The following is a 20,197-nucleotide window of genomic DNA, read 5'->3' on the forward strand; positions in this document are numbered from 1 at the left end:
GCCGCTTACTCCAGCCAGCCATTGATTTCGGTGACGATGGTTTCATCCAGTGCGCCGACTGCGGCTTGCAGGCGAACGAATGCACGGATGTATTCGAAGCGTGCATCGAGCAGGTCGAAGCGTGAGCGGTACAGGAGTTGCTCGGCATTGAGCACATCCACGAAGGTGCGATAGGCCACACTGGCGGATATTTTGGCTCCTTGCAGGGCAGATTCGCCCGAGCGCACGGCCTGTTCCAGTGCCTGTATGCGCACCAGCCCGTTGGTGAGTTCGGCATGGGCAGTGGAGGCATCCAGTTCGGCTTCACTGCGTGCCAGCGCGAGTTGTCGCTGGGCACTTTGGTTGCGGGCAATGGCCTGGCGTTCTTCCGCACTGATGCCGCCGCCGCTATAAAGCGGTACGTTTAACTCAATGCCGATGCGGCCGATTCGGTCACGCTTGGCCCCGTTGTCGGTGGCGGTGGCGTGGCTGTAGCTGGCTGCGGCATTGACGGTGGGATAGCGTCGGCCGCCGACACGCTCGATATTCAATGCGGCCTGCTCGGCTGCAAACTGGCGCGCCACCACTTTGGGAGAATGTTCCAGTGCGGCATCGACCCATGCCACTGGTTCTGTGGGGGAGGGCAGGCTGAAGGCGACTTCGGCAGAGAGGGGAACCACTTCGCTGACTGGCTGGCTGATGATGTGGCGCAATTGCTGGCGGCTGATTTCGACGCTGCTGATGGCGGCAACCCGGTCGGCCTTGATGCGGTCGAGCTGGGCGAGTGCCTCATCGACATCGGTGCGTGTGGCGATGCCGGCCTCGCGTTGGCTCTGTACCTGCCGAAGCTGCCCTTGCGTGGCTTCAAGCTGGGTGTCCACCAGCCGCACCTGTTCCTGTGACAGCAGCACATCCAGATAGGCGTTGGTGACGCGCTGAATCAGGTCTTGGTGCGCATTGACGCGCTCGACCGAGGCAATGCGTTCATCGTAGCGGGACATGGCCACGCGCTTGGATGCTTCCAGGTTCAGTAGGGCTTGCCGCACCTGCACCTGGGCATTTTTCTGGTTGTACTGGTCTTCGCTGCGCGTGTTGTTCTGGTTGGTGAGGTCGCGATCCACCCGGTAGATACTGCCTCCTGCATTGGCATTGGGCAGGAGTGCAGCGCGTGCAATCGGGTAGGCTTGCTGTGCCGCACGATATTCATATTGGGCGACGGCCCAGGCATGATCGTGTTCCAGGGCCAGTTGGTAGGCTTCGCCCAGGCGCAGGAGTGGGGTGGTGCTTTTTGCACTGTCTGTGCCTGCCTCCGATGGTGTTTGGAGGTGGCGTTCCGAGACAAGGTGTACAGGGCTGTTTTCTGCGAAGCTGGCAGTGGCTGTCGTCAGTAAGCTGGCGGTGAGTATGAGCAGCCGCTTGGAGGTGAAGTGTCGCATGTTCCCATTTGTTTTTGTACAAAACGGCCCATTATAGTCAGGTTGTTTTACAAGACTTTGCGTGCGCAGTGACGAGCCTGATCGCATGATCGTCACTTATATATATCCGTGCACTTCAATCGAAAGAGGTTCTCTCTGTTTTTTGAGAGTCACTCATTTTTCGGTTGGGTAACATTTTCTGAAGGGCTGCCCATGCTGCAATAGTTTTGAGAAAAATCTGGTAAATGGTGATATTCTGAGAGATTTTTTCATCTTGTCGTTATATTGTTATTCCGTCATGCAGGGGTTAGGGCGACAGTTTCTGATAAGTGCCGATGGTTTGCGCCACGCAGGTATCCCATGAGAATTGCGAGGCCCGTTGCAGTCCGGCCTGGATGGCATGGCTGCGCCAGCCAGTGTCTTCGAGGCATTGCACGATGGCGTGGCGTATGTCTTCGGTTTGCAGTGGATTTACCAGCCGGGCGGCACCGCCAGCGACTTCGGGCATGGAGGAGGTGGCGGAGGTGATGACGGGTACGCCACTGGCCATGGCCTCGACGATGGGCAGTCCAAAGCCTTCGTACAGTGAAGGGTAGATGAACAGGGCGGCTCCCGCGTAGAGGTGGGGCAGCAGGGTTTGGGGCACGAAGCGCAGGTAGTGCAGCCAGCCTTCGTCCTGTGCCTGGGCGATGCGCCGGTGGGTGGATTCCGATTGCCAGCCTTGCGAGCCTGCAATGACCAGCGGGTATTCGCGTCGCAGGGTTTGGGGCAGTTGGCTGTAGGCGGTCAGCAGGCGGTCGATGTTCTTGCGCGGTTCGATGGTGCCGACAAACAGGCTGTAGCGGCCTGGCACCAGAGGGCATGGGCTGGCATCGGGCGTGCGGCGGTTGCCCGGTGTCTGGTGCAGCATGTGCAGTGCGGGGGCGATGGACTCTGTGCTGCGCGGGTGGAATGCGGCATCGGCGGCCAGCAGGATGGCGGTGACCCTGTCTTCCTCCCAGTGCGGGAACAAGGTGAGGAATTCCTGCCGCGTGGCTTGCGATACGGTAATCACATGGTCGGTGCGGCGCAGGCTGGGGGGCAGGGCGAGGTTCATGTAGTCCACGCGTGCCCTGGGATGGAATTCGGGATGGCGTATGTGCGAGAGGTCATGCACGGTGCTGACCGTGCGCCCGTCAAACGGTGGCACAAAATAGTTGGGGGCGTGGAAGATTGCATTGCGGTTGCCACGCAAACGCCAGCCGAACAGCCACGGGCTGAGGGCATGGTAGGCACGCACGGCAACCCGGTTGCCAGATAGTTGTCTGCGCCAGCGTTGCAGCGTGTCCGATGCGGGGCGAGTGGACAGGTCGGCGGCCGAATCGGGCGGCTGCTCCAGATTGCGTTCCAGCGATGCGATGGGCGATGGCAACCACTGGCCCATGGCGAAGTAGCGCATGCGTGCCACGCGGTCGCTGTGCTCCAGCCGCCGGGCGAGTTCCAGGCTGTAGCGACCAATGCCGGTGAGGGGAGGGTGCAAGGCATCCGCTGCAAAGATGAGGTCGATGCCCATGGGGGTCTGGCGGGTGTGCAGGGGTGTCAGGAGGCTTGCAGCATCCAGGCGAGTGTATCGCGCAGTTCGATGGGACGATATTCGCCCAGTACGCTGCGCAGTCGGCTGGTGTCGGCCCGCAGGGTCTTGACTTCATTCGCGCGCACGAAGGCCGGGTTGATGCGCACTTCCAACTGGTGGCCCGTGAGTGCTTCGGCCAGTGCGAGGATGTCGCGCAGCGAGTGCAGTTGTTCGGAGCCTACGTTGAAGATGGTATGCGGTGTCAGGCTGCTCGTTGCACCGGGGGCATGAAGGTCGGCTTCCAGCAACTGGCGGTAAATGGCGGTGACCTGGCGCACGTCCGAGAAGTCGCGCCATACATCCAGATTGCCCAGTTCGATGACGGGAGCGCGTTTCTTGAAGTGCGCGATGATCTTGGGGATCAGGAAGTTTTCGCTTTGTCCCACGCCGGTGTAGTTGAACGGCCGGGTGATGGTGATGGGCAGTTGGTGCTGCCACAGGCTGGCCATCATTTCCATGGCGACCTTGCTGACCGCGTAATCGTTGGCAGGGTTCAGCGCAGTGTCTTCGTTGAGCTTGCCTTCGGTGGTGATGCCATAGACGTTGGCACTGCTGGCCAGCAGGATGTGACGGGGTGGCACCGGCAGGTTCGCCAGCGCGGCAAGCAGGTGGCGGGTGCCGATGAGGTTGGTGCGGTAGAAGTCTTCCGCATTGCCGTGTGCGACGAATGCGACGGCGGCCAGATGCACGACGGCATGGGGCTGGATGTGCGAGAGGGTGTTGGCCAGGGCCGTGGCTTCCAGCAGGTCGGCCTGCACATGGCGCAGCATGGTGTTGCTGGGGGTGCTGGAGCTGACGGCCAGTGGCCGTGGGTGCATGGCCCAGACCTCCCAGCCGTGTGCCAGCAGCTCGTTCACCATGTAGCGTCCGGTGAAGCCCAGCGCGCCGGTGACCAGTACGCGGCGCGTGGTCTCGGGCTTTTTCGGCAGGGTGAGCAGTGGGGAGACGGCCTGTATCACAGCGAGATTCCCGCCTGGTTGCGTGTCAGATCGGCCTGCACCATCATCTGGCACAGTTGTTCGAGGCTGGTGCCGGGCTGCCAGCCGAGCTTGTCGCGGGCCTTGCTGGCATCGCCCACCAGCAGATCGACTTCGGCGGGGCGATAGAAGCGCGGATTCACGCGCACCAGCGTTTTGCCGCTGGCCGCATCCACGGCGGTTTCGGTTTCGTCATGGCCGCTGAATGTGAGGTCGATGCCGGCAGCCTGGAAGGCCATGCGCACAAAGTCGCGCACGGTTTCGGTGCGGCCGGTGGCGACGACGAAGGTATCGGGCTCTTGCACCTGCAACATGCGCCACATGGCGTCCACATATTCCCTGGCGAATCCCCAGTCGCGTTTGGCGTCGAGGTTGCCCAGTTCGAGCACATCCAGCGTGCCGAGCTTGATCTTGGCCACGCTGTCGGTGATTTTGCGGGTGACGAATTCACGCCCGCGCAAGGGGCTTTCGTGGTTGAACAGGATGCCGCTGGTGCCGAAGATGCCGTAGCTCTCGCGGTAGTTCACGGTCATCCAGTGGGCATAGAGCTTGGCTACGCCATAGGGGCTGCGTGGGTAGAAGGGCGTGCTCTCGGACTGTGGCACGGCTTGTACCAGACCGAACATCTCGGAGGTGGAGGCCTGGTAGAAACGGATGCGCGGATTGACCATGCGGATGGCTTCGAGCAGATGGACTGCGCCGATGCCAGTGATTTCGGCGGTGGTGATGGGCTGGTCGAAGGAGACGCCGACAAAGCTCTGTGCCGCCAGGTTGTAGACCTCGTCAGGCTCTGCCTGCTGCAACAGGCGGATGCTGGCAGAGAGATCGGTGAGGTCGTATTCGACCAAGTGCAGTTGGGGGTGGCTGGCAATGCCCAGCTCTTCGATGCGCCAGAAATTCACCGAACTGGTGCGGCGGAAGGTGCCATAGACCTGGTAGCCTTTTTCCAGAAGAAGCTGAGCCAGATATGCTCCATCCTGCCCTGTGATGCCGGTGACGATTGCCTTTTTCATGGTTTCCATGTGAATTGGGGAAGAGTGTGCTGCGGTGGATTATGCGTGAAGATTGCGGGCAAACGCTCTGCAAAGGCCGCCCCAGGCAGTTTCCTGCCTTGTACGGGAGGATGGGGCAAGGGCTTCGCAGAGCTTTCTAAGTAAGGTCTGCAAACTCTTGCGCTGCATCCCAGTGGCGGGATGCGGGCGGCGCAACGGGTTTTGCAGACCTTCCCTAGGTGGTGTTTTGTCAAAGCGAGCGCGCACGCGGGCTGGGTGGGAACTTGGTGAAGTAGTTCAGGATGCCTTGCAATAGCGCGTCGGCCATTTGGTTCTGGTAGGCGCGGTCGCGCAGCAGGCGTTCTTCTTCCGGGTTGGTGATGAACGCAGTCTCGACCAGCACACTGGGAATGTCGGGTGAGCGCAGCACGGCAAAGTTGGCTTGCTCCACGCGCTTTTTGTGCATGTGGGCGAATTTTTCCATTTCGCGCACCAGCATGGTTCCGAATTGCAGGCTGTCGCGAATCTGGGCGGCGGTGCTCATGTCCACCAGAGCCTGCTGAACGTCCTGGTGCTGGCTCTTGACGTTTACGCCACCGACCAGATCGGACTGGTTTTCCTTGTCGGCCAGAAAGCGGGCCGTGGTGCTGGAGGCTCCGCGCTGGCTGAGGGCATACACCCCGGCTCCGCGTGCATTGGGGTTGGTGAAGCCGTCGGCGTGGATGCTCATGAACAGGTCGGCCTTGACGCGCCGGGCTTTCTGCACGCGCACGCCCAGCGGCACGAAGAAGTCGCGGTCGCGGGTCATGAACGCCTGCATGGGCACGCCGTTGATGCGGCTGCGGTTGATGCGGTCGCGCAGTGCCAGGCCAATGGCCAGCACCACGGTTTTCTCGAAAGTGCCTGCTGGGCCGATGGCTCCGGGGTCTTCGCCGCCATGCCCAGGGTCGATGGCCACGATGATGATGCGGTCGGTCTGGCGTGGTGCTGGCGTACTGGGTGCGGGGGGGCGTGTGGCCGGTGGTGTGGGTGCCGGGGCAGGTGCAGCCACGGGCGGCGGTGGGGTGATGGCAGGAATGGGAGGGGGAGTCGCCGCAGGTGTGGCGGGCGTTGGCTTGGTCGCAGGAGCCAGTGGTGGCAGGGCTGGAACCGGCAGTGGCGGGGGCTTGGGCGTAATGGGTGGAGTGGCGGGTGCCGATGGGAGGGGTGGCGCAGCGGTGACAGGCTGGCCATTGATCCAGTCGCCCAGCAGGTCGGTTTCTGGCGGCGGGGGGGTGGTGGGCGGTGGTGTCAGGGGTGGCAGCGGTGAGGGCTGGCTGGCGAGGGCCAGGCGTTGGGTGCGCTCGGCAATCAGTTCCGCCATCGGGTCGATTTCCTTGACCGGATAAAAGTCCAGCACCAGCCGCCAGCGGTAAGGCGAGACGGGCTTGAGCGTGAACACTTCAGGGGTCACGGCTTTTTTCAGGTCGATGGTCAGGCGCACCGTTTCGTCGTCGTACTGGGCAATGTGGATGGTGACGATGTTGGGGTCGTCGGCCGTGACCTTGGTGACGACGTTGCGCAGGTCGGAACTCAGTTGCAGGCTGGTGACATCCACCTGCATCTGCGCCGGGTTCTTGCGCATCTTGTAGCTGGCCTTCAGTTCCTGGTCGGACTCGATGGTGATGCGTGAGTAGTCTTCCGCCGGCCAGACGCGCACGGCGACCGTGCCGTTCCTGCCTTTGGCGGCATTGCTGGCATCCAGTCCGTTTCTGACGGCCACACTGCGCGTGCTCTGTGCGCTGGCCAGGTGCTGCACTCCCAGCAGGCACAGCAGCGTACCGGCTTGCAGCAAGGTGCGGCGTGCTGGTGCGGGAGCCTGAATGGCAGGCGGTACATGCTGTGTCGCTATGGCTGACGAGGGGATGGAGGCCATTACAGTCTGGCGTGTGAGGGGAGCAACAGGGCGGGGTGTTGGGTCACTCCAGCCGTTCAATCGGGAGGCGAGGGGTTTCTTCATGCGGTGGCTTTCAGGACGTGCTGGGCCATATCGGTTCCGGTGGCTGTGTGGCTGGTGATGGTCAGGCTGCGCCATTCGGGGGTATCGGGTTGCGGGGTGATGCAGAACGCCAGACTCAGGTCGGGGGCAGGCAACAGCGGTTGGGCTTTCTGGGGCCACTCCACCAGACGCAGGCCAGCGGCGTTCAGTTCTTCTTCCAGCCCCGATTCCTGCCATTCCTCAGGGGTTTCCAGGCGATACAGGTCGAAGTGGCGGGCGGGCGTGGCGCAGCCTGGCAGTTCATAGCTTTCCATCAGGGCATAGGTGGGGCTTTTGATGCGGCCTTCCACGCCCAGCGCGCGCAGCAGCAGACGCACGAACGTGGTTTTGCCTGCACCCAGATCGCCATACAGGTCGATGCGCAGATGGGGGTGCGTGTGGCTGTGGTGGGCAATGGCCTGGGCGAGGGTGGCGGTGGCCTGTTCGTTGGGCAGCGGGGTGTGCCAGATGCCTTGACTGGCATGGGGCGGTTGCAAGGTGGTCATGGGAACGCGGGGAATCGGAACGGGTGGGGCAAACGAAAACGGGGATGGTCGGCGGGTGCGATGCGCTGGCAGATGCCGTGACTCTCTACAATTCCGCCTCTATGGAGCAACACACGGAGCTTTGGGCGAAGATTCAGCAGTGGGCACACGATTTGGGCTTTTCTCAGATTGGTGTGGCGGGCATTGACCTGTCCGATGCGGAAGAAGGGTTGATGCAGTGGCTGGCCAAAGGTTTCCACGGCGATATGGCTTTCATGCAGCAGCATGGCCTCAAGCGCGCCCGCCCTGCCGAACTGGTTCCCGGCACAGTCTCTATTATCACCGCCCGCATGGATTATCTGCCCCAGGACACGCCGCCCGCATGGCAGGGCCGCGAATGGCAACGCCAGGCCAATGCGCACGAGGCCGTGGTGTCGGTGTATGCACGCGGGCGGGACTACCACAAGGTCCTGCGCAACCGTTTGCAGAAATTGGCCGAGCGCATCCAGCAGGAGGTCGGCCCGCTGGGCTTTCGTGCGTTCACGGATTCGGCCCCGGTCATGGAAGTGGAGCTGGCACGCCGCAGTGGCCTGGGCTGGCGTGGCAAGCACACGCTGCTGCTGTCGCGCAAGGCCGGTTCCATGTTTTTTCTGGGCGAGATTTTTCTCGATATGGCCCTGCCGCCCACGCCAGCGACCACGGCGCACTGCGGCCAGTGTTCGGCCTGCATGGACATCTGTCCCACCCAGGCGATTGTGGCCCCCGGCCAGGTGGACGCACGCCTGTGCATCTCCTACCTGACGATCGAACATGCGGCGGCCATCCCCGAGCATTTGCGCCCGCTGATCGGCAATCACCTGTATGGCTGTGACGACTGCCAGTTGGCCTGCCCGTGGAACAAGTTCGCCACGCCTGCGGTTCTGGCCGATTTCAACGCCCGTGCCGTCTGGAATGACACCCGCCTGCTGACGCTGTTGCGGTGGCAGGAAGCGGATTTTCTGCGTTACACCGAAGGCAGCCCGATCCGGCGCATCGGCTTTGCCCGCTGGCAGCGCAATCTGGCCGTGGTCTGTGGCAATGCCCTGCGGCAGTTGTCTGCCGAGGAGGCCGTGCCGATTCGCCAGCATTTGCAGTCGATGCAGGACAGCGAGGCAACGCCCGCACTGGTCAGGGAACATGTGCTCTGGGCACTGGCGCAGCAGGCTGCTTAAGATCGCTTTTACGATCTGTGAAGGTCTGGCCCCGCATCAGAACAAGGGTTTGCGCTTCTGTACGAATGCTTCAATGCCTTCGCGGTGCTCTGCGCTGCTGGCGTAGTCGTAGGCGGTTTCCAGGCTCTGTGCCAGATGGCCTTGTGCCAGCGCGCGCAGGGTTTGCTTGTTCAGGCGTGCCGCCTGGGGGGCGAGGGCCAGAATGCGGGCAGTCTTCTGCTCCACCCACGCCTGCAAGGCTGTGCTGTCGGCAACGACTTCCGACAGAAAGCCCGTGCGCAGCATATCGTCACTGCGCAATACCGTCGCTTCCAGCAGGATTTGGCGGGCCACCGTATCGCCCACGGCCTGCCCGACCAGTTGCAGTTCGCGCGGGGCCATCGGAAAGCCCAGTTTGGCAATGGGCGCGCCGAATTGACTCGATGCCGAGGCCACACGGATGTCACAACAACTGGCAATCTCCAGGCCCGCGCCCATGCACACCCCATCGATGCGGGCAATCATGGGGACGTCGCAGGCCAGCATCGCACCCAGCCCACCCCAGACATCGTCCTCGTGGAAGGAACGCAGGCTGTTGATCTCGAAGCGGAAGCGGGCGTATTCGGAAATATCGCCCCCGGCACAGAAGTTGCCGCCTGCACCGGCCACCACCACGCAGCGCACATCGCGCTGCTGCTGTATGTCCGTGAAGACCTGCTTCAGTTGCCGCCACATGGATACCGACATGGCATTGAGCCGTTCGGGATTGTGCAATTGCACCAGGGCGTAGCGGATGCCGCTGCCGGGTTCGGTTTCGTGCCAATGGAGATCGATGCGATCGGATGCGCAGGAGGAAGACATGCTGACAGGCCAGAAGAATTGAAATCGACGGAAAAAAAGAAGAGGCTGCCAACCCGCGCCTCTCCTGTAATGAACAGTGTGACTGGCGATCAGCGGCTGAAGCGCAGAATCAGGGGCAGTACCACGGTGACGGCGCGCAGCAGTCTGCGCGGGGCCGCCACCAGCCCGAAGCCCAGCGCGAAGCCGGTGGCCAGAGGGTGCTGCAACGCAAAGTCCCTGCCTGCCAGCAGCAGGTGGTTGCTTTGTGCTGCATTGCCTGCAATGTGCAGCAGCGATCGCTGCTGGATTCTGCCACCCACGCGACCGGCATGGCGGGCCTGTTCCAGCTCGCGGGTCTTGATGCGGATGCGTTGCTCCAGAATGCGGGCCAGCACCAGTTGCTCTGCGGTACCGGATTCGGTCTTGGCCAGGGCAATGGCTTCCTGAACCCGGTTGGGAAGAGGGGATGGGGATGAAATGCTCACAGGTGCTCCTTGAATTCCTGCCAGTCGGCAGCCAGTACCTTGCGGGTCAGGACAAAGGCCTTGGCAAAGCGTTTGCGGGCATGAAGCAACAGCGCGGTGCTGACCACTGCGGCGGCCAGCCAGAAGCCCAGCACTCCGGCCAGCGCACTGCCCCAGTGTTCGGTATCCCACCAGTGCAGCATGGTGGCCATCGACCCCAGCAGCAGCAGGCCGAATCCGAAATAGCCCAGCAGCATGGCGGCAATCAGGGCCTTGAGCAGGGCTTTTTTCTGGGTCTGCCATTCCAGCATGGCCAGTTCCATGCGGTCATTGACGGCATGGCCTCCTTCCTCTGCCCAGTAGCGAGCCGAGTCCCTCAGCCGGTTGAATCCCAGCAATGATTGCCAGTTGATGGTCACAGGAGATTCCTTTCTCGAACAGCAGGGGATGGGGCCGGATTGCATGGCCATTGGCAGCGGCAATCCAGAAAGAGACAAGGGCAGACCCTCCGTTCAGGAGTGCCTGCCCTGTGGGGGGCGATCAGCGGCGTGCCAGCAGGTAGCCGATCAGTGCGCCGATGGCCACTGCCGCACCGGCGACTTGCCAAGGCTCATCGTGGGCGTACTGGTTGGCCGCATAGGCTCCTTCCTTGGCCTTGTAGGCGGCATCCTGTGCAGCGCGCACAGTGGCCTGGCGAACGTTGTACAGGCCGTCATCGAGCTTCTGGCGCAGGGCCTTGATCTGCGGAACGTCATCGAGATCGCGGCTGGAGAGCAGGCCGTGCAGATCCTGCACCAGTTTCTCCAGGTCTTCTTGTGCGCTGGAGGGGGTTTTGAATGAAGAAAATGCCATGGTGTCCTCTCTTGGTTTTTCAGGTTGGAATCGAACGGTTGTTGGGTAGCAACAGTTTTTTTATAACACATCTGCGAAAAACAAGTGCCAAGTCCATGCTGCTTCTTTTGCTGTATTCATTGCAGACATTCCCTAGGGGATGCCCTAGGGTCGGTTCGTTTGGGCCTGTTTGGGCACCACCGACAATCCGAAGCCATGGCTCTGGTGGCATGATGGTTCAGAGCGTGTCGTCATACGGTCACCCAACATGACGGCATGGTTGTGTCGGTCTTGCAGAAGGAGAAAATTGCTGATGAAAATGGCAAAAGAGTTTTTGGATTTTATCCCGATTGGTTGCGGCAGCAGGAGGACTCCCATCAGGTATCCGAGGAATGCGTGCGCTGACGCTTGACGGACATTGGTCTTCAAGTGTGTAATTTTTGCTGGTCTTTTGAGGGCCAGCATGACTACAATTAAAAGTTTTTGCACTGCAACAAAAAACAGGTTTGCCGGGGTTGCCGCAAGGGCTGCCGCGCAGATAGACATTCGCCCCACTTTTTTGAAAAGCGACAGATAACGATGACGAATGAAGAAATTCTCTCCCAGTATGGCCCGCGTGAGTTCATGGAATACGACGTGGTCGTTGTCGGTGGCGGGCCTGCGGGCCTGGCAACCGCCATCCGGCTCAAGCAGTTGGCTGCCGAGAAAGAGCAGGAGATTTCGGTAGTGGTGCTGGAGAAAGGTTCCGAGCCGGGCGCACATATTCTCTCGGGCGCGGTGATGGATCCTGTCTCGATCAGCGAACTCATCCCCGACTGGAAGGAAAAGGGCGCGCCGCTGAACCAGCCCGTCACTGCCGATGAAGTGGTGCTGATGGTGTCCGACGAGAAAAGCTACAAGACCCCATCGGCCCTGATTCCCAACAACTTCCACAACGATGGCAACTACATCATCAGCCTGGGCAACGTTGTGCGCTGGCTGGGGGCGCAGGCCGAGGAACTGGGCGTGGAAATTTTCCCTGGCTTTGCTGCCACCGAAGTCATCTACAACGAGGATGGCTCCGTCAAGGGCATTGCCACCGGTAACATGGGGCTGGGCAAGGAAGGCGAGCCGACCGGCGACTTCCAGCTTGGCATGGAACTGCACGGCAAGTACACGATCTTTGCCGAAGGCGCGCGCGGTCAGCTGGGCCGCCAGTTGCTCGCCCAATTCAATCTTCAGGCAGACTCTGCCCCGCAAAGTTTCGGTATCGGCATCAAGGAACTGTGGGAAGTGCCGCCCGAGAAGGCCAAGCCCGGGCTGGTCGTGCACACCGCTGGCTGGCCGATGGACCTGAAAACCTATGGTGGTGGCTTCCTCTACCACATGGAGGACAACAAGGTCACGCTGGGCTTTGTCGTTGGCCTCGACTACAAGAATCCGTGGCTGAGTCCCTTCGAGGAAATGCAACGCTGGAAAAAGCACCCGGAAATCCTCAAGCATATCGAAGGCGGCAAACGCCTGAGCTATGGCGCACGGGCCATCAACAACGGTGGCATTCCCAGCCTGCCCAAGACCATTTTCCCTGGTGGCGCGCTCGTGGGCTGCAATGCCGGTTTCATGAATGCCAGCCGCATCAAGGGCAGCCATGCCGCCATCAAGAGCGGCATGCTGGTGGCCGAAGCCGTTTTCGATGCCGTCACGGCAGGCCGACAGCACGATGAACTCACGGCCTACCCCGAGGCTTTCGAGAAAAGCTGGCTGTACGCGGAACTCAAGACCGCCAGCAACTTCAAGCCCTGGTTCAAGAAGGGTACGCTGGTGGGCATGCTGATGACGGGCATCGAGCACCTGGTGTTGCCCAAGCTGGGTGTCAAGACCCCGCCGTGGACACTGAGGAACCCTGCTGCTGACAATACCTTCCTGAAGCCAGCGGCTGAGTGTGCGAAGATCGACTATCCCAAGCCGGATGGCAAGATCACGTTCGATCGGCTCTCCAGCGTGTTCATCAGCAACACCAACCACGCAGAAAACCAGCCTGCCCACCTGACGCTGAAGAATCAAGGCGTACCGGTGGAGATCAACCTGAAGAAGTTTGGCGGCCCCGAAGCGCGCTACTGTCCGGCCGGGGTGTATGAATTCGTCGATGACGAAAGCAACCAGGAAGGCAAGCGATTGCAGATCAACGCGCAGAACTGCGTGCACTGCAAGACCTGCGACATCAAGGACCCGACGCAGAACATCGTCTGGGTGGCCCCGGAAGGCGGCGGCGGCCCGAACTACGTCGATATGTGACGAGTGCCAACGATGCGGCGGGGTGGCATGCCCCCGCCTGAAGTCTGCGCGCCGATGACATCGGCAACGACAACACCGGCTCTGGCCGGTGTTTTGCATGGTGGGGTGGGGGTTTGCGGATGGGCATCGTCTGGGCGCGCGCAATTGCCGGTATGCTGGGGAAGGTCTGCAAAACCCTTGCGGTAAGCCCGCGCCCGCTAATGGGATGCAGCGCAAGGCGGCTTTTGCAGACCTTCCCTGGGGTATCTGTTTTCCCATGCCATGCGCTGAGGTCATCGTGACCGTGCCCGTGGTTTTCTTTTTCCTGAATGTTCGCCATGTCTTCCTCTGCCGATTTCAACCCTGACACCACTGCGCTCAGCACCCAACTGATTCACCACCCCTACCAGCCGCCATCGGGTTTTGCCTCGCTGCAACCGGCGGTGCAGAAGGCTTCGACGGTGTTTTTCCCCAGCATGGCGGCAGTGCGCAACCGCGACTGGGCGTTCAAGACCACCTACACCTACGGCCTGCATGGCACGCCCACCAGCTTTGTTCTGGAAGAACGGCTTGCCACGCTGGAAGGCGCAAAGCACTGCCTGCTGGCTCCCAGCGGTCTGGCGGCGATTGCCAATGTGAATCTGGCCTTGCTGGGGCAGGGCGACCATGTGCTGGTGCCCGACAACGTCTATGGCCCCAACCAGTCGCTGCTGCGGGGCGATCTGGCCCGCTACGGCATTGCGCACGGCGTGTACGATCCGCTGGACGTGGACGATCTGGCGCGCAGAATCACGCCGCAAACGCGCCTGGTCTGGCTGGAGGCGGCCGGTTCGGTGAGCATGGAGTTCCCTGATCTGCCCGCGCTGGTGCGCCTGTGCCGCCAGCATGGCGTGGCCGTCGCGCTGGATAACACCTGGGGCGCGGGGCTGGCCTTCGCGCCTTTCGATCTGGAGGATGCGGGGGGTGAACATCCGCTGGGCGTGGATGTGTCCGTCCACGCTCTGACCAAGTACCCCAGCGGCGGCGGTGATGTGCTGATGGGCAGCATCAGCACCCGCGACGACACGCTGCACAAGCGCATCAAGGCCTGCCACATGCGGCTGGGGCTGGGCGTGGGCATGAACGATGTCGAGAGTGTGCTGCGCAGTCTGCCCAGCATGGAGCTGCGCTACCGTGCGCAGGATCGCACGGCCCGGCATCTGGCGCAGTTTCTGGCACGGCAGCCACAGGTGGCCAAGGTGCTGCACCCGGCCTTGCCCGATGCGCCCGGCCATGCACATTGGCAGCAACTGTGTGGGGCGCGTTATGGCGGTGAGGGAGCCTGCGCCGGTATCTTCAGCTTTGTGCCACAGCCGGGCTACACACAGACGCAGATCGATGCGTTCTGCGAGCACTTGCAGCACTTTCGCATCGGCTATAGCTGGGGTGGCTCCACCAGTCTGGTGATGGCCTACGATTTGGCGGGCGACCGAAGCCTGCCGCAGTCGCTGCAACGTCTGGGGGGGCACCGGCTGGTGCGCCTGTGCATCGGGCTGGAAGATGCACAGACCCTGGAACGCGACCTGGCGCAGGCACTGGCCAGCACGTTCTGAGCGCGCAAACACGTTCTGGCACATGACAACGCCATGACGTTGCGCCCCGGCGACAACCGCTGAAACAGGATACGGCGGTGTAACGGCACTGTCATGCCCTCCCAGTCCAATGCCCCCTGTCGCCTGCATTGATCGCCGCGCAAGCGGTGGCGCAGGTCGCAAGCAATTCACAACCTGACTGGGAGCATACGATGAAGAAGAATTTGTTGGCCGCTGCTGCTGTGGCCGCCATGAGCACCGGCGTACTTGCACAAAGCAATGTCACCCTCTACGGTGAGCTGGACGCGGGCGTGGGTCAGCGTTACACGATGGAAGATACCGGTGTCATCAGCAACTACGACGGCACTTCCCGCTGGGGTCTGCGTGGTTCCGAAGATCTGGGCAATGGTCTGAAGGCCAGCTTCCAGTTCGAGTCTGGCGCGATTGATCTGACCAACGGCAACATTGGTGGCAACGGTGGCTTCAACCGCCAGGCCTGGGTGGGCGTTTCCGGTGGCTTTGGTAACATTCTGGTGGGCCGCACCACCACCCCGCAGAACCGCCTGCTGGGCACGTTTGACCTGAACGGCACGGCCGATGGCTCCTCTGCTCTGAAAGCCTTGGGTCTGGAGGCCAATGGCAACCTGGGTGGTTCGCGCCAGAATGCCCAAATCCAGTACGCCACGCCCAAGCTGGGTGGCTTCGAGGCCCGCATCGCCTATGGCTTTGAAGACCAGCGCAAGTCCTTCAACAGCACCACCGGTGTCTGGGCGAATGACAAGGACTTCGTGCAGGCTGCCGCCAGCTACAAGGTCGGTGGTCTGACGGTGGGTGCTGCGGTGCAGGGCAAGCTGTCTTCTGCCGCCAATCAGCGCACTGGCTACGCTGCCGGTATCAAGTACGACTTCAAGGCACTGGAAGTCAGCGGTTACTACACCCGTGACGAAACCAAGGACTTCAGCACTTCCACCAGCGGTGGCGAAGGCTTCGGTCTGGGCGTGGCGGTGCCGTTCGGTGCCCTCACCGTGGGGGTGCAGGCCGCGTACCTGGACCACGAGAACAATGCCGTCGATGGCGCAACCGCTTACGAAGTATTCGGCGACTACCAGTTCTCCAAGCGCACCAGCGTGTACCTGAACGTGGGCCAGGTGAACGACGAAGCCCAATTGCGCGGTGGCTTCGCTGACGATGTGACCTGGGGCTTCGGTCTGGTACACAAGTTCTGAGGCATGGGCAGCGCATGACACTGGCCGAGCCTGCATCCCACGCTGTTTCCGGCGTGGCCTTGACCCTGCGTGGGGTGCGGCGTGACTATGCGGGTGTCCGCGCCCTGCAACAGGTGGATTTGCGGCTGGAGCCGGGTGCCGTGCTGGCCTTGCTGGGGCCATCGGGCTGCGGCAAGTCCACGCTGCTGAAGCTGCTGGCCGGGCTGGAAGCCCCCAGCGATGGGGAAATCTGGTTCGGTGAGCGTTTGGTGGCGACTGCCCACGAGCAGCAGCCACCCCAGAGACGGCAACTGGGCATGGTCTTTCAGGACTATGCCCTTTGGCCGCATTTGAGCGTGTTCGCCAATGTGGCTTTTCCGCTGCAAATGCAGAAGGTTCCCAGGGGTGAGCTGGTGCAGCGGGTACAGCAGGCTTTGCAGAGCGTAGGGCTGGAGCATCTGGCACAGCGTGCACCGGCCGCGCTGTCTGGTGGCCAGCAGCAGCGTGTGGCACTGGCACGCGCACTGGTGGCCCGGCCTTCGCTGCTGCTGTTCGATGAGCCGCTGTCCAACCTTGACCGCGACTTGCGCGAAAGCCTCTCCGAAGACATTGCCCGCCTGTTGCGCGAGTTGGGAACCACCGCCATTTACGTCACACACGACCACGAGGAAGCCTGTGCTGTGGCCGATCAGGTCGCCGTCATGCGCCAGGGGCAGGTGGAGCAGATTGCCTCTCCGCGCGATCTGTGGAATGCCCCGGCTTCTGCCTGGGTGGCGCGTTTTCTCAAGCTGGGTGCGGTGTTGCCTGCCCGGCGCAATGGGCAGGGCGTGTGGCTGGGCGAGGGCCTGCCCTGTCTGGCAGTGCCCGGCAACAGCGCGGGTTCTGGCGACATGGATACCGGCGAGCTGCTGGTGCCCGACAGCGCGATTGTCCTGTGTGCTCCCGATGGCAGCGCGTGGCAGGCACGGGTACACGGCCAGCAATACCGCAGTGGCAGCTATCGCACCACCCTGCACCTTCCCAATGGAGCCGTACTGCACACCGACACCCGCCAGCGACTGGCCGCGCGGCAGGCCGTCGGACTGCACATCGATGCCGCGCAACTGCGCTGGTTTGCCGCGTCGGATCACACTGCCACGTCCGGTGGTTGAGTGCATTGACAGGCCGTTTTTCTTTTCATTGTTGGTTGTTTTTTCAGGAAATTTCCCATGACGATCTTCTCGCATTCCACGCTGTGGCGTGGCCTTGGGGTGGCTGCCCTGGTGTGTGCCACCGGTTCTGCTTCGGCACTGACGGTCTATACCGCCGGGCCAGGCGACCTCATCAACGAACTCGCCAGTGGCTTCGAGGCCGAGACTGGCATCAAGGCCGAGGTGTTTCAGGCCAATACCGGCAAGGTGATGGCGCGTCTGGAAGCCGAAGCCGCCAATCCGCGTGCCGATGTGGTCATTTCCGCCTCGTGGGACAGCGCGCTGGACCTGCAACAGCGCGGTTGGCTGCTGGACTACCAAAGCCCGCACGCTGCCAAGGTGCCGCAACTCTACAAAGGCCCCGGCTATGTGGCCCAGGGCCTGTCGGCACTGGCGATTGCCTGGAATCCCGCATCCGGCACGCCCCGTCCTGCCGACTGGAAAGACCTGGCCCAGCCCGCCTTTGCAGGCAAGGTGAACATGCCCGACCCCAGCCAGTCCGGCACGGCACTGGAACTGCTCTCCGGTTTGCAGGCCGCCCAGGGTGAAGAAGCCGTCTGGGCCTTGTTCGGCCAGTTCAAGGACAACGGCATGGCAGTGGCAGGAGCCAACGCCCAGGCACTCAACCCCGTGTTGCAGGGAGCCAAGGCTGCCGTGTTCGGGGCCGTGGACTATGTGACCTATGCGGCACAGGCCAAGGGCGAGAAGGTGGAAATCATTTTCCCCTCCAGTGCCACCGTGGTGGCGGCGCGTCCGGTCATGATTCTCAAGAGCAGCAAAGTACCCGATGAGGCCCGCAAGTTCGTGGATTACATCCTCTCCGACAAAGGGCAGGCTGCCGTGGCCAAGGCCTATCTGATTCCGGCGCGCACCGATGTGGCCGCCCAGCGTCCCGGTCTGTCGGACATCCAGGCACTGCCGCCAGCGGGTGATGCTGAACGGGCAGGACGCGAAGCCCTGTTGCAGCGTTTCTCTGAACTGTTCGCGCGTCCCTAAGAGGTTGCATCCACCGTGTCTGCCGCACCCGTGACCCGTCCCGTGCCCGCCCAGCGGGTGCTGCGCCTGCTGTGCATGGCCGCATTGGCGGTGCTGGTTTTCGTGCCGCTGCTGTTCGTGCTGTTGCAGGCGGTGTTTCCGCAACTGGCACAAGGCTCGCTGGCACAGCCGCTGGGGCACTGGCGCACGGTGCTGCAAGACCCCGCCATCCTCACCCTGACAGGCAACACCCTGCGGCTGGGGCTGGCGGTGGTGGCGGTATCGGCCCTGCTGGGTGTGCCGCTGGGGGTGCTGCGCGGACTCTTTGATGTGCCGGGTGCCAAGGCATGGGATTTGCTGTTCCTCGTGCCTTTCATGATTCCGCCCTATATCGCGGCAATGGGCTGGATTCTGCTGCTGCAACCGGCAGGCTATCTGCAACAGCTCAGTGGACTGCATGTGGCGGGTCTGCTGTTCTCGTTCCAGGGCGTGGTGCTGGTCATGGCCCTGAACCTGTTTCCGGCTGTGTACTTTGCGGTATCGCGCTCGGTGCAGGTCACCGGGGCGCGGCTGGGGGATGTGGCGGCCATTTTCGGAGCCAGCCCGTGGCGGGCATTTGCGCGGGTGACATTCCCGCTGGCCTTGCCTGCGTTGGCCGCCAGCCTGCTGCTGGTATTTGCCGCTGCCATTGAAGAATACGGAACCCCGGCGGTGCTGGCTTCCAATGCTGGTTTCTTCGTGCTGGTGACGGGCATCGAGCGGCGGTTTTCCGACTGGCCGATTGACCTGCCCGGCGCGGCCAGCCTTTCCGTCATCCTGATGCTGCTGGCACTGGGGGCGTATCTGGCCCAGCGTTGGGTGACGGCCGGACGCGACTATGCCACCCAGACCGGCAAGCCCACCGTGGCGCAACCTCGGCCATTGGGCCGCTGGCAGGTGCCGGTGCTGCTGATGTTTGTGGCAGTGGCGACGTTGGCTACGTTCGCGCCGCTGTTTGCCATTGCTGCCACTGCGCTGACGGGCACACTGTCGGGTGGCTTGAGCCTGGACAACTTCTCGCTGCGGCACTTCGAGGCGTTGTTTGCCGATGGCTCGGCGGCACTGGTGGCCTTGCGCACAAGCTTTGCACTGGCCATCGGCGCGGCCCTGCTCACCGGCACCGTGGGGCTGATGCTGGCCTATGTGGTGGTGCGCGTGCCAGGCCGGGCCTCGACCCTGCTCGATGGCATGAGCATCCTGCCCAATGCCATGCCCGGCATCGTGGTGGCCGTCGGGCTGATTCTGGCCTGGAACCAGCCCTGGTTGCCCGTGACACCGTACAACACCTGGGTCATCCTGTTGCTGGCCTATGCCTGTCTGCTGCTGCCGTACCCGGTGCGTTATGCCCATGCCGCACTGCGCCAGCTCAGCCCGCATCTGGAAACCAGTGCCTGGGTGCACGGTGCGCCGTTCCGTGTGGCCCTGTGGCGCATTGTGTTGCCGCTGCTCGCTCCCAGTGTGGGCGCGGCCATGCTGCTGGTGTTTGCGATGGCCTCGCGCGAACTGGTGGCCTCGTTGCTGCTGGCCCCCACCGGCATGCAGACCGTGTCGCTGTTCATCTGGCGGCAGTTCGACCAGGGCGCAGTGGGGCAGGGCATGGCCATGAGCCTGGTGGCCATTGCGCTGACCTGCCTGCTGGTGGGGCTGGCCAACTGGCTGCAAATACGCTATGGCCGCCGCAGCGGGTAAACATAAGCAGCCGCGGGCCAAGGGAAGGTCTGCCAAACCCATTGCGCCGCCCGCATCCCGCCACTGGGCGCATCGCCGCCTTGCGCTGCATCCCACTGGCGGGCGCGGGCTTACCGCAAGAGTTTTGCAGACCTTCCCAGGCGTGTGATTAGAAATTATGAATTTCAGCGCGTGAACGCAGGGCGACGGTAGAATCGCCCCGTTGTTGGTGCTCGCAATGCCATTCCGGCAAAGCGGTTAAACGGGAAGCAGGAGGAGGGCGCGACCAGGGTTGCCGCACCCCCCGGCCTGCGCTGCCCCCGCAACGGTCAGCGGAACAGCGGGCAGATGCCCGCGCTCCCCATGCACATGCCACTGGAACCATCGGGTCTCGGGAAGGCTTTGGGGTCATTGTCCGCCAGCCCGGATACCGGCCAGCAAAGTGACCGCCTGAATGCTGTGCATCCAGGCGGTCGTGCAGCCCATGGCATGAC

The 20,197-nt window shown here is 62.4% G+C and carries 18 protein-coding genes and 1 riboswitch; of the genes, 7 read left to right on the top strand and 11 right to left on the bottom strand.

The window, feature by feature from the left end; all coding sequences use genetic code 11:
* Positions 1-5: 5 nt before the first annotated feature.
* The 6 genes from BUE21_RS04615 to tsaE all read right to left on the bottom strand — a co-directional run bounded on the left by BUE21_RS04615 (position 6) and on the right by tsaE (position 7,498).
* Positions 6-1,415 carry a TolC family outer membrane protein gene (locus BUE21_RS04615; protein ID WP_073355170.1) on the bottom strand — a complete coding sequence of 470 codons (1,410 nt, stop codon included), beginning with the start codon at positions 1,413-1,415 and terminating at the stop codon, positions 6-8.
* Between the two features lie 286 nt (positions 1,416-1,701).
* On the bottom strand, positions 1,702-2,946 hold the full coding sequence (locus BUE21_RS04620) for a glycosyltransferase family 4 protein (RefSeq protein ID WP_084522847.1): 1,245 nt from the start codon (positions 2,944-2,946) through the stop codon (positions 1,702-1,704).
* Positions 2,947-2,972: 26 nt separating this feature from the next.
* Positions 2,973-3,965, bottom strand: coding sequence for a GDP-mannose 4,6-dehydratase (locus BUE21_RS04625; protein ID WP_268767822.1), 993 nt, complete (start codon positions 3,963-3,965; stop codon positions 2,973-2,975).
* Positions 3,962-4,996, bottom strand: coding sequence for a GDP-mannose 4,6-dehydratase (gene gmd / locus BUE21_RS04630; RefSeq protein ID WP_073355337.1), 1,035 nt, complete (start codon positions 4,994-4,996; stop codon positions 3,962-3,964). Before gmd ends, BUE21_RS04625 begins: the two co-directional genes overlap by 4 nt.
* Before the next feature lie 229 nt (positions 4,997-5,225).
* Positions 5,226-6,974, bottom strand: coding sequence for an N-acetylmuramoyl-L-alanine amidase (locus tag BUE21_RS15140; RefSeq protein ID WP_327068373.1), 1,749 nt, complete (start codon positions 6,972-6,974; stop codon positions 5,226-5,228).
* Entirely contained in the window at positions 6,971-7,498 is a 528-nt protein-coding gene (tsaE, locus tag BUE21_RS04640; RefSeq protein ID WP_073355173.1) for a tRNA (adenosine(37)-N6)-threonylcarbamoyltransferase complex ATPase subunit type 1 TsaE, read from the bottom strand. Before tsaE ends, BUE21_RS15140 begins: the two co-directional genes overlap by 4 nt.
* A 101-nt stretch (positions 7,499-7,599) precedes the next feature.
* Here tsaE and queG point away from each other — a divergent pair, with 101 nt between their 5' ends.
* Positions 7,600-8,688 (top strand): tRNA epoxyqueuosine(34) reductase QueG, encoded by a 1,089-nt coding sequence (gene queG, locus BUE21_RS04645; RefSeq protein ID WP_200796688.1) that lies wholly within the window; start codon positions 7,600-7,602, stop codon positions 8,686-8,688.
* Positions 8,689-8,724: 36 nt separating this feature from the next.
* Here the strand turns inward: queG and BUE21_RS04650 are convergent, their stop codons facing one another.
* The 5 genes from BUE21_RS04650 to BUE21_RS04670 form a co-directional block, all read right to left on the bottom strand.
* Entirely contained in the window at positions 8,725-9,528 is an 804-nt protein-coding gene (locus tag BUE21_RS04650) for an enoyl-CoA hydratase/isomerase family protein (RefSeq protein ID WP_073355175.1), read from the bottom strand.
* A gap of 89 nt (positions 9,529-9,617) precedes the next feature.
* A complete protein-coding gene (locus BUE21_RS04655) occupies positions 9,618-9,992 on the bottom strand; it encodes a hypothetical protein (RefSeq protein ID WP_084522851.1) in 375 nt (124 codons plus the stop codon).
* A complete protein-coding gene (locus tag BUE21_RS04660; protein ID WP_159435797.1) occupies positions 9,989-10,390 on the bottom strand; it encodes a phage holin family protein in 402 nt (133 codons plus the stop codon). Before BUE21_RS04660 ends, BUE21_RS04655 begins: the two co-directional genes overlap by 4 nt.
* Before the next feature lie 121 nt (positions 10,391-10,511).
* Positions 10,512-10,823 (bottom strand): ElaB/YgaM/YqjD family protein, encoded by a 312-nt coding sequence (locus tag BUE21_RS04665; protein ID WP_073355176.1) that lies wholly within the window; start codon positions 10,821-10,823, stop codon positions 10,512-10,514.
* 144 nt (positions 10,824-10,967) lie between these two features.
* Positions 10,968-11,348, bottom strand: a complete 381-nt coding sequence (locus BUE21_RS04670; RefSeq protein ID WP_073355179.1) for a hypothetical protein — start codon at positions 11,346-11,348, stop codon at positions 10,968-10,970.
* A 33-nt stretch (positions 11,349-11,381) separates the two neighbouring features.
* Here BUE21_RS04670 and BUE21_RS04675 point away from each other — a divergent pair, with 33 nt between their 5' ends.
* The 6 genes from BUE21_RS04675 (at position 11,382) to BUE21_RS04700 (ending at position 19,724) form a co-directional block, all read left to right on the top strand.
* The gene (locus BUE21_RS04675; protein WP_073355182.1) at positions 11,382-13,076 is read left to right on the top strand and encodes an electron transfer flavoprotein-ubiquinone oxidoreductase; all 1,695 of its coding nucleotides are present in this window, start codon (positions 11,382-11,384) and stop codon (positions 13,074-13,076) included.
* Between the two features lie 317 nt (positions 13,077-13,393).
* Entirely contained in the window at positions 13,394-14,647 is a 1,254-nt protein-coding gene (locus tag BUE21_RS04680) for a PLP-dependent transferase (protein ID WP_073355350.1), read from the top strand.
* A 191-nt stretch (positions 14,648-14,838) separates the two neighbouring features.
* Entirely contained in the window at positions 14,839-15,852 is a 1,014-nt protein-coding gene (locus BUE21_RS04685) for a porin (protein WP_073355184.1), read from the top strand.
* A gap of 14 nt (positions 15,853-15,866) precedes the next feature.
* Positions 15,867-16,982: an ABC transporter ATP-binding protein gene (locus BUE21_RS04690; RefSeq protein WP_073355186.1), complete on the top strand. Its 1,116-nt coding sequence runs from the start codon at positions 15,867-15,869 to the stop codon at positions 16,980-16,982.
* 57 nt (positions 16,983-17,039) lie between these two features.
* On the top strand, positions 17,040-18,017 hold the full coding sequence (locus BUE21_RS04695) for an ABC transporter substrate-binding protein (protein WP_073355188.1): 978 nt from the start codon (positions 17,040-17,042) through the stop codon (positions 18,015-18,017).
* Positions 18,018-18,032: 15 nt separating this feature from the next.
* Positions 18,033-19,724: an ABC transporter permease gene (locus BUE21_RS04700; protein ID WP_234971050.1), complete on the top strand. Its 1,692-nt coding sequence runs from the start codon at positions 18,033-18,035 to the stop codon at positions 19,722-19,724.
* A 189-nt stretch (positions 19,725-19,913) separates the two neighbouring features.
* Positions 19,914-20,156: riboswitch (cobalamin riboswitch) on the top strand.
* Positions 20,157-20,197 lie beyond the last annotated feature (41 nt).

The organism is Lampropedia hyalina DSM 16112 (assembly GCF_900129055.1).
In the GTDB taxonomy this organism is placed as follows: Bacteria; Pseudomonadota; Gammaproteobacteria; order Burkholderiales; family Burkholderiaceae_C; genus Lampropedia; species Lampropedia hyalina.

Bases quoted from the DNA above. Each gene is read 5' to 3' on its own strand.
- BUE21_RS15140 (WP_327068373.1), bottom strand. From the start codon at position 6,974: ATGAAGAAACCCCTCGCCTCCCGATTGAACGGCTGGAGTGACCCAACA.
- BUE21_RS04650 (WP_073355175.1), bottom strand. From the start codon at position 9,528: ATGTCTTCCTCCTGCGCATCCGATCGCATCGATCTCCATTGGCACGAA.
- BUE21_RS04685 (WP_073355184.1), top strand. From the start codon at position 14,839: ATGAAGAAGAATTTGTTGGCCGCTGCTGCTGTGGCCGCCATGAGCACC.
- BUE21_RS04680 (WP_073355350.1), top strand. From the start codon at position 13,394: ATGTCTTCCTCTGCCGATTTCAACCCTGACACCACTGCGCTCAGCACC.
- BUE21_RS04665 (WP_073355176.1), bottom strand. From the start codon at position 10,823: ATGGCATTTTCTTCATTCAAAACCCCCTCCAGCGCACAAGAAGACCTG.
- BUE21_RS04695 (WP_073355188.1), top strand. From the start codon at position 17,040: ATGACGATCTTCTCGCATTCCACGCTGTGGCGTGGCCTTGGGGTGGCT.
- queG (WP_200796688.1), top strand. From the start codon at position 7,600: ATGGAGCAACACACGGAGCTTTGGGCGAAGATTCAGCAGTGGGCACAC.
- BUE21_RS04675 (WP_073355182.1), top strand. From the start codon at position 11,382: ATGACGAATGAAGAAATTCTCTCCCAGTATGGCCCGCGTGAGTTCATG.
- BUE21_RS04620 (WP_084522847.1), bottom strand. From the start codon at position 2,946: ATGGGCATCGACCTCATCTTTGCAGCGGATGCCTTGCACCCTCCCCTC.
- BUE21_RS04670 (WP_073355179.1), bottom strand. From the start codon at position 11,348: ATGTCTATCTGCGCGGCAGCCCTTGCGGCAACCCCGGCAAACCTGTTT.
- BUE21_RS04615 (WP_073355170.1), bottom strand. From the start codon at position 1,415: ATGCGACACTTCACCTCCAAGCGGCTGCTCATACTCACCGCCAGCTTA.
- gmd (WP_073355337.1), bottom strand. From the start codon at position 4,996: ATGAAAAAGGCAATCGTCACCGGCATCACAGGGCAGGATGGAGCATAT.
- tsaE (WP_073355173.1), bottom strand. From the start codon at position 7,498: ATGACCACCTTGCAACCGCCCCATGCCAGTCAAGGCATCTGGCACACC.
- BUE21_RS04690 (WP_073355186.1), top strand. From the start codon at position 15,867: ATGACACTGGCCGAGCCTGCATCCCACGCTGTTTCCGGCGTGGCCTTG.